Origin of the sequence: Micromonospora sp. KC721, from assembly GCF_004348355.1 — a bacterium.
Taxonomy (GTDB): Bacteria; Actinomycetota; Actinomycetes; order Mycobacteriales; family Micromonosporaceae; genus Micromonospora.
This window is the reverse complement of record NZ_SMJY01000222.1, coordinates 1-9,444: the sequence shown is the minus strand read 5'-3', so window position 1 is coordinate 9,444 and position 9,444 is coordinate 1. Positions and strand designations below refer to the sequence as shown.

The window sequence follows — 9,444 nt, the reverse complement described above, 5'->3', positions numbered from 1 at the left end:
CGGCCCGCCCGCCCGGCATCGGCTCACGCTCCACCACGATCACCTGCCGGCCGCTGCCGGCCAGGTGCAGCGCGCACGCCAGACCGCCCAGCCCGGCGCCGACGACCACCACCCGGTCCGTGCGCCCGTTCACGGTTCGCACCCGACCACCTCCTTCCCAGAGTCGCTCATCATGCCCGCCGTGTGGTGGCGGCGGTGGCGAGACCGGTCAGCGCGGTACGTGCCGTCGGGTCGACGGACGCGGAGTCGAGCGCGTCCAGCGCCTCGGCCACCCGGTCGGAGATCATCCGCTCGATCCGGGCGACCGCCCCGGTGGCGACGACCAGCTCGGCCAGCCGGGCCACCTCGTGCGGCTCGGTCACCGTGCCGGCGCGCTCCAACGCCTGCCGCTGGCTCGGGGTGGCGAGCTGCCGGGCCAGCAGCAGCAGCGCGGTGGGCTTGCCGGTACGCAGGTCGTCCCCGGCCGGTTTGCCGGTGGCCGCGGGGTCGCCGTACACCCCGAGCAGGTCGTCGCAGAGCTGGAACGCCTCGCCGACGGCCCAGCCGTACCGGGTGTAGGCGGCGATCAGTGACGTGTCGGCGGCGAACCCGGCCAGACAGGCGCCGAAGAGCAGCGGCCGTTGGACCGTGTAACTGGCGGTCTTGTAGCGGGCCACCCGCAGCGCCCGGTCCAGCGACCAGTGCGCCGCGTCGTTCTCGCCGAGCATGTCGAGGTACTGCCCGGCGATCGTCTCGACGCGCATCTGGTCGTAGCAGCGGCGTACGTCGAACAGTCGTGCCGGTGCCACCGTGGCGTGGCTGAGCAGCCGGTCGGCCCAGACCATGCAGAGGTCACCGATGAGTACGGCCACCGCCTCTCCGAACCGGTCCGGGTCGCCCGTGTGCCCGGCGGCGACGTGCCGGGCGGCGACGGCCCGGTGCACGGTCGGCCTGCCCCGCCGGGTGTCGGAGGCGTCCATCACGTCGTCGTGGACCAGCGCGAAGGTGTGCAGCAGTTCCAGCGCGGCGAACGCCGGAAGCACCGACGACAGCGGCTCGGCGCCGCCGACCGCGCCACGCCAGCCCCAGTACGCGAAGGTCGGGCGGACCCGCTTGCCGCCGGCCAGAACGCTGTCGCGGGCGGTCGCCGCGAAGGCACCCATGGCCGCGTCGATCCGGGCGAGCGCATCGACCTCGGCGGCGAGGAATCCCGCCAGGGTGTCGTCGACGCTCTTGATCAGATCCGCGGTGAACGCGGCCAGCACATCGCGGAGCGGAGCGTCGGACGCTTCCGGCTGTGCCGGCGCGACACGGAGGGATTTGCCGGCGACTGCGTCGTTGGCCATGTCGGTGAGGGTATCCTAGGGTAACGAGTTGCGTCGATTTATGCGTCGGATTGAGGAGGGCCGGTGGACACCGATCTCCCCGCCGCCTATGCCCGCTGCCAGGAACTGCACCGACGACACGGCCGCACCTACTATCTCGCCACCCGCCTGCTCCCGGCCTGGAAACGGCGGCACGTGCACGCCCTGTACGGCTTCACGCGGCACGCCGACGACATCGTCGATCGCACCGGCGACCTGCCGCCGGCCGAGCGCGCCGCCCGGCTTCAGGACTGGTCCCACCGCTTTCTCGCCGGCCTGCACGGCGAGCCGGTGGACGATCCGCTGCTGCCCGCCGTGCTGCACACCATCGCCGTCTTCGACCTGGACCGAGCCGACTTCGTGTCGTTCCTCCGCAGCATGGCGATGGATCTGACCGTCGTGGCGTACCCGACCTACGACGCCCTGCTCGACTACATGGAGGGATCGGCGGCGGCCATCGGCACCATGATGCTGCCCATCCTCGACAGCTCCGATCCGGACACCGCCCGCGAGCCCGCCCGCCAACTCGGCTTCGCCTTCCAGCTCACCAACTTCATCCGTGACGTGGCCGAGGACCTCGGCCGGGGCCGCACCTACCTGCCCGACGAGGACCTGGCGAAGTTCGAGGTCACCCGGGCCGACCTGCTCGCCGCCAAGGCGGCGGGCCGCAGCACCGGCAGGATCCGTGACCTGATCGAGTACGAGGTGACCCGCGCCCAGGCCCACTACGAGGCTGCCGCGCCCGGGATTCCCCTGCTCACTCCCGCCTCGCGGGCCTGCATCCGTACCGCGTACGCGCTCTACGGCGGCATTCTCGACGAGATCGCCAGGCAGGGCTACGACGTGTTCGTCCGGCGGGCGCTGGTACCGCGGCGGCGGCGGCTGACCGTGGCCGCCCGCGCCCTGCTCACCCCGGCCGGCGGCCCGATCGTGGTGCCCGGGCCCGACCTCACGCGGCCTGTCCAGGGTGACTTGCTCGAAGCGTGACGAAACCTGCTGCTCAGAGGCAGGCGTGTAGGACCTCGACGAGCTCATCCACCCGGTCGTGCTCGGCCAACCGGGTGGTGGCGTACGCGAACGCGTAGCCGCGCCCCGGATCCGCCCAGGCACTGCTACCGCCGATCCCGCCCATTCCCCAGCTTCCGTCCTCCTCCCACTGCATGCCCAGCGTCCACCGGGTACGCCGATCGAGCAGCAGGTCCGGGCCGTCGTACTGGACCCGGGTCGCCTCCGCCACGAGGTCGGCACCGAACAGCCGGACCCCGTCCAGCGTGCCGCCGGCGAGCAGGCCCGCGTAGAACCGGGCCAACCCGGACGCGGTGGCGTGCAGGTTGACCGCCGGCACCTCCGCGCCACGCCAGAGCGGACTGTTGACCACCGCCACGTCCAGGCCGCCTGGCGGATTGCCCAGCGCCCGGGCCCGCAACGACCCCGGGTCGCCCAGCATCCGCCCCGGCCAGCCCGGATCGCCGTAGGAGACGTCGGCGCAGCGCCGCTGGTCCGTCGCGGTCAGCCCGAAGGCCAGGTCGAGCCGCCACGGGCCGGCGATCTCCTCGGCCAGGAACCGGCCCACCGGCCGCCCGTCGACCCGACGCACCAGTTCGCCCACCAGATGCCCGTACGTCCAGGCGTGCTCCCCCGCGACGCTGCCCGGCTCCCACTCCGGCGTGGCGGCGGCCAGGTCACCGCAGAGCAGCGCCCAGTCGGCGACCGCCGCCGCCGGCCGGGCCACCGGGAACGCGGGCAGTCCGGCGGTGTGACTGAGCACCTGCCGGACGGTCGCCGGCGTACGGAACTGCGGCCAGTACGCGGTGACCGGGGCGTCCAACTCCACCCGCCCCCGGTCGACCAGCGCCAGCAGGCAGGCCGCAGCGACCGGCTTCCCGACCGAGTAGACGTTCACCAGCGTGTCCGGCCGCCACCCGGCGTCCGAGCTGCCGACGAGGTCGACGACGGGCCGACTGTCGTACCAGACGGCCAGCGCCGCCCCGGTCTCCCGACCCGAGGCGAGCAGGTCCTGGAAGCACTGACGTACCGGGGCGAAGCGAGGCTCCTGCCACCCCCCGACGCCCGGTGGCTCACCGGCGGCAGGCAGCATCCAGCGCCTCCAGGGTCGGGTCCAGGTCCGGGGACTCCACCTTGGTGGCGTTCGGGCCGGTCAGTCGCTTCTCGATCGCACCGGCCAGGTTTTCCAGGGCCGTGCGTACCTGCGGCTCGGCGGCCTTCGGCGCCTCCGTGCGCAGCCCCTCGGCGATCGCCGTGTAGTTCGCCCGGACCTTCCCGCCCGCTTCCTCGGCGCTGACCGGCTTGTCGATGGCCGCGATGGCATCGTTCGCCATCGCGATGAAATGCTTCTTGACCAGGGCGAGGCTCGCCTCGCAGACCTGCTTGCTGTTGGCGGCGGCGTCGACCGTCGGACTGGGCGTGGTGCTCGCCGACCCGGCGGCGGCCGGCGCGGACCCCTTCTCCTCGCCCTGGCAGCCGGCGGCGAGACCGGCGACGACGGTCAGGGTCAGGACGGTGCGGACGACGCGGGCACGCGTGCTCGTCATGATGTTCCCCGTGGAGGTGCGCCTCGGCGGTCGACTTGACCGGGTCACAGGCCGGATCGGTCATCTTAGACGGCCACCCCCGGACGCGCCTGCCGCTGGCATCACCGGAACGATCATGGAGGTACCCCACCACGACGAGGGTCGAGCGCAACGGGAGCGTGTCATGGATCTGTACACCGCAATCCACCGTCGGCGTGACGTCCGCGCCGAGTTCACCGGCGAACCGGTGCCCGAGGAGACCCTGCGCCGGATCCTGGACGCGGCGCACGCCGCGCCCAGTGTCGGCTACTCGCAGCCGTGGGACTTCATCCTGGTCCGCGACGCCGGGCTCCGGTGTCGGTTCCACGAGCACGTACGGCAGGAGCGCGACGTCTTCGCCGCCACCCTGTCCGGCGAGGCGGCCCGGCGGTTCGCCCGGATCAAGATCGACGGAGTGTTGGAGTCGACCATGTCCATCGTGGTCACCTACGACCCGTCCCGCGGCGGTCCGGCCGTGCTGGGCCGGCACGCCATCGCCGACGCCGGCCTCTACTCGGTCTGCCTGGCCATCCAGAATCTCTGGCTCGCCGCCACCGCCGAACGGCTCGGCGTCGGCTGGGTCTCGTTCTACCGGGAGCCGTTCCTGTCCGACCTGCTGGGCATCCCCACCGGCATCCGGCCGGTCGCCTGGCTCTGCGTCGGGCCGGTGACGCACCTGGAATCCTCGCCCGACCTGGCCCGGCACGGCTGGCGGCAGAAGCGGCCCCTGACCGAGGCCCTGCACCACGACCGCTGGACGCCCTGACGACGCGACCGCGTCCGGTTCACCCCGCGACGTTCACGCCAGCTACCGACCCGGCGTACGGAAACATGCCCGCCGCCCGGTTTGCGACGGCTCCTGCCGGGAAGTCGGAGCAGGTGCGAGCACTGATGACCAAGATCGAACAGAACGCGAAGCTGGACCGGATCGGCGACCGGCTCCAACGGGCCGTCCAGGGGACCCTGCGTGGGCAGCGGGTCCGCGATCTGCTGCACGGCGTCTGGCTGGGCCACCCACTGCATCCGGCGATGGTGCAGGTGCCGGTGGGCGCCTGGATCAGCGCCGCGGTGCTGGATCTGCTGCCCGGCCAGCGCCGCGCGGCCACCACCCTGGTCGCGCTCGGCACCGCGGGCGCCGTCCCGGCCGCCGTCGCCGGCCTGAACGACTGGGCCGCACTGGCTCGCGACCAGCGCCGGGTGGGGCTGGTGCACGCCGCCTCGAACACCGTCGGGCTGGCGCTGTACGCCGGCTCGCTCGCCGCCCGGCTCAGCGGCCGGCACGGAACGGGGCGGGCGCTGGCGTACCTGGGGTTGAGCGCGGCGAGCATGGGTGCGTACATCGGCGGGCACCTGGCGTACAAGCAGGGCGCACAGGTCAGCCAGAGCATCTCCGAGCTGCACCTGATGAGCGACCGGTGGCAGACGGTCGCCGAGCTGGCCACGCTGCCGCAGCGCGAACTGGTCACCCGGGAGGTGGACGAGGTCTCGGTGATCCTCTACCGGCACGGCGACGACGTCACGGTGATGTTGGAGCGCTGCCCGCACCAGAGCGGCCCGCTCGGCGAGGGCGAGGTGCGGGAGATCGACGGGCACGCCTGCGTGGTCTGTCCCTGGCACGGTTCGACGTTCCGGCTCAACGGTGGCGAGGTGGTGCACGGGCCGTCTGCCAACGACCAGCAGATCCTGCCCACCCGGGTGGTCGACGGCGTCCTGCAGACCAAGCTTCCCTGACCGCGTCGCAGGGCGCGAGGCGGACCGGGCCACCCGGACGCCCTGCGGCGACCAGGTCGTCGAGTTCGGCGAGTGGGCCGGGTCAGTCGTTGCGGTGCCGGCCGGAGTCGAGGACCCGGGCGGCCGGGCGGCGACGCAACCCCAGCACCGCACCGATCTGCGCGCCGACGATGCTGGCCACGGCGAGCACCGCCGAGACCGCCAACGGCCGGTTCAGCCCGTCGTCGGCGCCGGCTCGGGATGCTCCCGCGGCCATCGCCGGAGCTGTCGTCGGCTGCGGGACCTGCGGCGACCGGTCGGCGGCCGACCCCGCACCGGCGTCGGCCCGCTCGCCGGTCGGGCTCTGTCCGGCGTCAGCAGCCTCGGCCGCGGCCCGGAGGCCGGTGTTGCCGACCGGCGCACCAGCCATCTCGCGGGTCGGCCCGGTGGGGGAAGCGGGTGCCGACGGCATGGCGGCCTGCGCCGGAGCCTGCGGGGTGGCGGTCTGCCGGGTCTCCGCCGGGGGGTTCGACAGCGGGTGTGGTGACGGTTTGCGGGGCGGCGTGGCCACCACCCGACCGGTGGCGTGTTCGCGGGCCCCGCCGTCCGTTGCCTGCGCCGGCAGCTTGATGAGCTGGCCGGGATGGATCCGATCCGGGTCGGCCAGCCGGTTGAGCCGGGCCACCTCCCGGTAGCGGTCGAAGTCGCCCAGGTATCGCTCGGCCACCTCGCCCAGATAGTCGTCCTTGGCCACCCGGTAGACCGGCGCGGCCGTCGACCCGGCCGTCCGCGGCCCGTCGTCCGGCGCGGCGAGCGGCGCGCCCGCGGCCATCGCCGGCGCTGCCACGGCGCCGGCCGCCGGGTAGGCCACGGCGCCAGCCGCCGGGGCTGCCATGGCGCTGGCCGCGCTCGCCGCCGGGGCCGCCGCGAGCAGCAGGGCCACCGACCCCAGCAGCGCCGCCGCCGCCCGCTGCTGCCGGCTCAGCCCGGGCAGCCGGGGCGCCGGCCGCCGCGTCACCGCCGCCCCCAGTTCCACCAGTACGGAGAAGGCGAAACTCGCCCAGCCCAGCCAACCGACCACCGCCAGCGCCCGCAGGAAGAGCTGGCCGTCGTCCCGGCTGGTCAACGTGCTGCCCACCTCGGCCAGGGTCGGTAGCTGATCGGGCAGCGGGTTGCCGGCGAGGGCGAGCAGCGCCACCGGCGCACCCACCAGCAACGCGATCAGTACGACCAGCGAACCGAACCCGGTGAGCAACTGCCCGGTCCGCCGGACGGCGGAGCCACGTGGTGCGGTCATGGCGGCGTTCCTTCCTGAGGTGCCTCGGTGATGGCCCGTGCGGTGGCCTCACCCGTGACGGTGACGGTGCCGTCCATGCCGAACAGGCCCAGCATGTGTCGGCGGTAGGTGACGTCGACCTCCACCCGGATCTGCTTCTCGCCGCCGACCACGGGAAAGCTGACCCGGTGCCCGGCCGCGCCCGCGGCCGAGAGGTAGTCCCGTACGGCGGCCCGGGCGTCGGCCTCGTCGATCTCCTTCGGCCCGCCGGCGATCGCCTGGGCCCGGTCGACGGCCTGGCCGCCGCTGCGGGCCGCCTCGGCGGCGAGGTTGTCGGCGCGCTGCAACGACCGGAGCTGGCCGGCGCCGTCGTACGCGACGCCGATGATCGCCAGTACGCCGAACATGGCGACGGCCAGGAAGAGGCTGACCCGCCCAGCGTCCCGTGGTGCGTCGGGGGCGGTCATCCTCGGCTCCGGTAGCGGTCCAGGGGCGAGGTGAAGCTCGCCGAGACGGTGGTGCGCAGCGGCATCCCGGGCAGCACCGGCAGCGCCAGGTCGGCGTGGGAGACCACACAGGTCACCGAGACGGTCACGCTCGCCGGCTCACCGGCCGGGCTGCGATACGCGGCGTCGAAGCTGCTCGGCCCGCCCCGCACCGTGCCGCGCAGGGCGATCCGGGGTGCGGCGGAGCAGTTCAGCCCCCGCCAGTCGAGCTGCCGACGGACCGCGTCGCGGGCCGCGGTATGGGCGGTGCCGGCGTCCCGGGAGATCGAGGCGGCCCGGGCGGCGTCGTGCGCCGCGGACTCGACCGCCTCGTCGGCGATTGCGGTCCGCCCGGTGACCCCGGCGAGCACGATCAGCGCGATGAAGGCGGGCGCGAGCACGGCCACCTCCACCGACACGGAACCCCGGCCACGGTCCCCGGCGGCGGTCACGGGTCGGTCCACCGTTCGACGGTGCCGTGCGCGCTCTGCCGTACCTCGAAGCTGACCCCGGGCACGACGGACAGGGACCGGCCGGTGACCGTGCAGGTCACCTCGGTTGCGATGGTCGCGCAGCTCGGCTTCCCGCCGACCAGCCAGTCACCGGTGGCGCGCAGGAATCCGGCGGCGCGGGCCTCGCCGGCCCCGGCCGGGGCCTGGAAGGTCCGCTGCGCGTTGACCCCGCTCTGCGCCGCGTGCAGCGCGGTGGACCGGGCCACGAACCAGACCGCGACCTGCACGGAGGCGAAGAGCAGCACCAGCACCGCCGGCATGACGACGGCCAGCTCCACCGGGTTCGCGCCCCGGTCCGTACCCCCGGCGGCGAGGCGGCGGCGGACGGCCAGAGCCGCGCGGAGGCCGGGTCGGTCCGGGTGCGGCGCACGGGTGAGCGCGTCCCGAGGTCGGGCGGTGGGGGCCGCCCGGCCCGGGCACGCGGCTGGGGGAGCGGGTGGGGTCACTTGCCCGGGATGCTGTTCATCCAGCTCTCGGCCTTCTGGAGCACCAGGCCGGTGACCGCGGTGGCCGCGACCACCAGGCCAGCGATGATCACCGCGGTGGGCACCGGGCTGTCGCCCCGGTCCGACTCGCGGCGCAGCCGGGACAGCCGGTCCACCGCGGCGAGGTAGAAGAACGTGAACATGTGCATGGGGAGGGCTCCTCACAGACGGGCGACGAAGGGATAGATGATGAAGCCGAGCAGGACGAAGACCAGCAGCGATCCGGGGATGTCGAGCCGGCTGGTGATCCCCTCGGCCCGGGTCAGGTTGTCGGTGCGGATCTGGTCCCGCAGCGAGTCGGCGCGGCTGCGCAGCGTCTCGTGCACCTGCGCGCCCTCGCTGCCCGAGTTCCGCATGATCGCGCCCACGTCGCCCAGCTCGGCGATGCCGATCCGATCGGCCAGCTCCTGCAACTCGTCCCACGGGGAGTGCATCTGCAACTGCGCGATCCGCAGCGACTCGCGGATCCGCTCGAACACCCAGCCGTCGCAGACCGTCGCCGCGCGTTCCAGGGACTGCACCGGGCCGTGCGCCGCCGACAGCTGCAACGCCACCAGATCCAGGTAGGTGCAGACCGCCTGGCGGAACTCGTCCCGCGCGGCGTCCGCCTTCGCCAGCACCGCCCGGTGGGCCAGCAGCGCGCAGAGCAGCGCCATCCCGAGGCTGCCCAGCACCGGTACGGCCACCGGCAGGCGCATCCCACCGAGGAAGAGCAGCGCGCCGAACACCGTCGGGGTGGCCAGCCCGATCAGGGCGGAGAGCAACACCGACAGGGCGTACTGCTCCGGGGTCCGGCCGATCAGGGCGAGCTGGCGGTGCGGCGGGCTGAGCCAGCGGGCGAACCCGCCCAACCACTCCAACCGTCGTGACGAGGCGGCCGTGCCGGGCGGCTGGTGCAGCCGGCGCAGCGCCGGACCGAGCGCCGGGTACGCCGGCAGCGCCTCCCGGACCAGCAGGAACACGCCCAGGCCGATGCCCGCGCCGCCGAGCACGGCGATCGCGAGCTGCCAGTTGAGGATCACGCGACCGCCTCCTTGGGATCGGGGGCGGGCAGGAAGCGGGC

At 73.9% G+C, this 9,444-nt stretch carries 13 protein-coding genes; 3 read left to right on the top strand and 10 right to left on the bottom strand.

Features of this window, described 5'->3' with window-relative positions; translation table 11 throughout:
* On the bottom strand, window positions 1-142 hold a 142-nt coding region (locus E1182_RS26485; RefSeq protein ID WP_132270257.1), incomplete at its 3' end, for an FAD-dependent oxidoreductase.
* Window positions 143-170: 28 nt separating this feature from the next.
* Entirely contained in the window at window positions 171-1,325 is a 1,155-nt protein-coding gene (locus tag E1182_RS26480; RefSeq protein WP_132270255.1) for a polyprenyl synthetase family protein, read from the bottom strand.
* A gap of 63 nt (window positions 1,326-1,388) precedes the next feature.
* Between E1182_RS26480 and E1182_RS26475 the strand changes: the two genes are divergently transcribed.
* On the top strand, window positions 1,389-2,330 hold the full coding sequence (locus E1182_RS26475; protein ID WP_132270253.1) for a phytoene/squalene synthase family protein: 942 nt from the start codon (window positions 1,389-1,391) through the stop codon (window positions 2,328-2,330).
* Window positions 2,331-2,343: 13 nt separating this feature from the next.
* On the opposite strand, the gene E1182_RS26470 is transcribed toward E1182_RS26475, so the two are convergent.
* Both E1182_RS26470 and E1182_RS31310 read right to left on the bottom strand, forming a co-directional pair.
* Window positions 2,344-3,441, bottom strand: a complete 1,098-nt coding sequence (locus E1182_RS26470; protein WP_132270251.1) for a serine hydrolase — start codon at window positions 3,439-3,441, stop codon at window positions 2,344-2,346.
* The gene (locus E1182_RS31310; RefSeq protein WP_165942727.1) at window positions 3,422-3,895 is read right to left on the bottom strand and encodes a hypothetical protein; all 474 of its coding nucleotides are present in this window, start codon (window positions 3,893-3,895) and stop codon (window positions 3,422-3,424) included. The genes E1182_RS26470 and E1182_RS31310 overlap by 20 nt, the downstream gene beginning before the upstream one ends.
* A 163-nt stretch (window positions 3,896-4,058) precedes the next feature.
* Here E1182_RS31310 and bluB point away from each other — a divergent pair, with 163 nt between their 5' ends.
* Both bluB and E1182_RS26455 read left to right on the top strand, forming a co-directional pair.
* Window positions 4,059-4,679: a 5,6-dimethylbenzimidazole synthase gene (bluB, locus tag E1182_RS26460; protein WP_132270248.1), complete on the top strand. Its 621-nt coding sequence runs from the start codon at window positions 4,059-4,061 to the stop codon at window positions 4,677-4,679.
* A 125-nt stretch (window positions 4,680-4,804) separates the two neighbouring features.
* Window positions 4,805-5,644, top strand: coding sequence for a Rieske (2Fe-2S) protein (locus E1182_RS26455; RefSeq protein ID WP_243706429.1), 840 nt, complete (start codon window positions 4,805-4,807; stop codon window positions 5,642-5,644).
* 82 nt (window positions 5,645-5,726) lie between these two features.
* Here E1182_RS26455 and E1182_RS26450 read toward each other — a convergent pair whose 3' ends face one another.
* The 6 genes from E1182_RS26450 to E1182_RS26425 form a co-directional block, all read right to left on the bottom strand.
* Window positions 5,727-6,920: a LysM peptidoglycan-binding domain-containing protein gene (locus tag E1182_RS26450; protein ID WP_132270243.1), complete on the bottom strand. Its 1,194-nt coding sequence runs from the start codon at window positions 6,918-6,920 to the stop codon at window positions 5,727-5,729.
* On the bottom strand, window positions 6,917-7,366 hold the full coding sequence (locus E1182_RS26445) for a hypothetical protein (protein ID WP_132270241.1): 450 nt from the start codon (window positions 7,364-7,366) through the stop codon (window positions 6,917-6,919). Before E1182_RS26445 ends, E1182_RS26450 begins: the two co-directional genes overlap by 4 nt.
* Window positions 7,363-7,836, bottom strand: a complete 474-nt coding sequence (locus E1182_RS26440; RefSeq protein ID WP_132270263.1) for a TadE/TadG family type IV pilus assembly protein — start codon at window positions 7,834-7,836, stop codon at window positions 7,363-7,365. Before E1182_RS26440 ends, E1182_RS26445 begins: the two co-directional genes overlap by 4 nt.
* Complete coding sequence (locus E1182_RS26435; RefSeq protein WP_243706430.1) at window positions 7,833-8,228, bottom strand: TadE/TadG family type IV pilus assembly protein; 396 nt, start codon at window positions 8,226-8,228, stop codon at window positions 7,833-7,835. Before E1182_RS26435 ends, E1182_RS26440 begins: the two co-directional genes overlap by 4 nt.
* A gap of 110 nt (window positions 8,229-8,338) precedes the next feature.
* Window positions 8,339-8,530 carry a hypothetical protein gene (locus E1182_RS26430; RefSeq protein WP_132270239.1) on the bottom strand — a complete coding sequence of 64 codons (192 nt, stop codon included), beginning with the start codon at window positions 8,528-8,530 and terminating at the stop codon, window positions 8,339-8,341.
* A gap of 12 nt (window positions 8,531-8,542) precedes the next feature.
* Window positions 8,543-9,400 (bottom strand): type II secretion system F family protein, encoded by an 858-nt coding sequence (locus E1182_RS26425; protein ID WP_132270259.1) that lies wholly within the window; start codon window positions 9,398-9,400, stop codon window positions 8,543-8,545.
* Window positions 9,401-9,444: the final 44 nt, after the last annotated feature.